Raw genomic sequence first — 1,339 nt, forward strand, 5'->3', positions numbered from 1 at the left:
TGAACCGTCCCGGTGAGTCCGGAGACTTACTGGTGTGACAGCCCGGCGGTTTGCCGGGCTGGGTTCTGAGCGTAGTAGGCGGTCTCCATTTCGGCGGGTGGCATGTCCCCGCAGTGCTGGTAGAGGCGCCGGTGGTTGAACCAATCCACCCATTCGGCGGTAGCCAGCTCGACGTGGTCGACCGTGCGCCACGGCGCCCGCGGTTTGATCAGCTCGGTTTTATAAAGGCCGTTGATCGTTTCGGCCAGGGCGTTGTCGAAGCTCGATCCCACGGCGCCTACGCTGGGCTGGATCCCGGCCTCGGCGAGACGTTCAGTGAACTTCACCGACGCGTATTGCGATCCTCGATCATTGTGGTGCACAACATCTTTCACATCCCAGCCCTCGCGTTCACGAGTCCAGATGGCATGCTCGATCGCGTCGAGCACCAACGCCGCGGTCATCGACGTCGAGGTGCGCCAGCCGATGATGCGGCGCGCATAAGCGTCCACGACGAACGCCACATACACCCACCCCGACCACGTCGACACGTACGTGATGTCGGCAACCCATAATCGGTTCGGCGCAGCCGGAGCGAACTTGCGTTGCACTAGATCCGCCGCCCGAGGCGCGGCTGGATCCGAGACCGTGGTGCGTTTGACCTTGCCGCGCAGCGCCCCTCGCAAGCCGAGCCGGCGCATGAGCCGCTCCACCGTGCAGCGCGCCACCACAATGCCTTCCCGGTTCAGTTGCAGCCATACCTTTCTCGCGCCGTATACGCCGAAGTTCTCACGATGGACGCGCGCGATCTCCACGGCCAGTTCCTGGTCCCGTTCTTGCTGTTTCGTGGCGGTGCGGTTGCGGTGCTCGTAATACGTTGATGAGGCGACTTTCACCCCGAGCTCGGTCAGCCCGGCGCAGATAGACTCGACGCCCCACCTCAGGCCGCCGCTCTCGCGACGGCCCTGGTGTTCGGTGATGAACCTGATTATCAGCGCTGTGGCCGGTCTATCTCGGCCGCAAAGAAAGCCGATGCCGCTTTCAGAATTGCGTTGGCGCGCTTGAGTTCTGCGTTCTCACGCCGCAACCGCTTCAGTTCCTCGGACGCCTCGGTCGCCACCCCCGGACGAGTGCCGGTGTCGATCTCACCCTGGCGCACCCACCCGCGAACCGTCTCTGGATGCCCTACGCCCAACAACTCGGCGACCGCCCGCATCGCCGCCCACTCCGACCCGTACTGATCACGGATCTCGACAAACATCCGCACAGCCCGCTCACGCAGCTCGTCCGGGTACTTCCTCCTCGACACGACTCCATCCTTCCCAAGAGATGAAGTCCCCGGACTCACCGGGGTGGCTCA

1 protein-coding gene is annotated in these 1,339 nt (G+C 63.9%); it reads right to left on the reverse strand.

The window, feature by feature from the left end:
* Positions 1-26: 26 nt before the first annotated feature.
* Positions 27-1,240 (reverse strand): IS3 family transposase gene (locus tag NV1_RS41630; protein ID WP_373864713.1). Its coding sequence is split into 2 segments (ribosomal slippage): positions 27-1,009 and positions 1,009-1,240, totalling 1,215 coding nucleotides; the frame shifts between segments, so codons are not numbered across the junction.
* Between the last annotated feature and the right edge of the window lie 99 nt (positions 1,241-1,339).

The sequence above is a fragment of the Nocardia vaccinii NBRC 15922 genome (assembly GCF_001613305.1).
Classification (GTDB): Bacteria; Actinomycetota; Actinomycetes; order Mycobacteriales; family Mycobacteriaceae; genus Nocardia; species Nocardia vaccinii.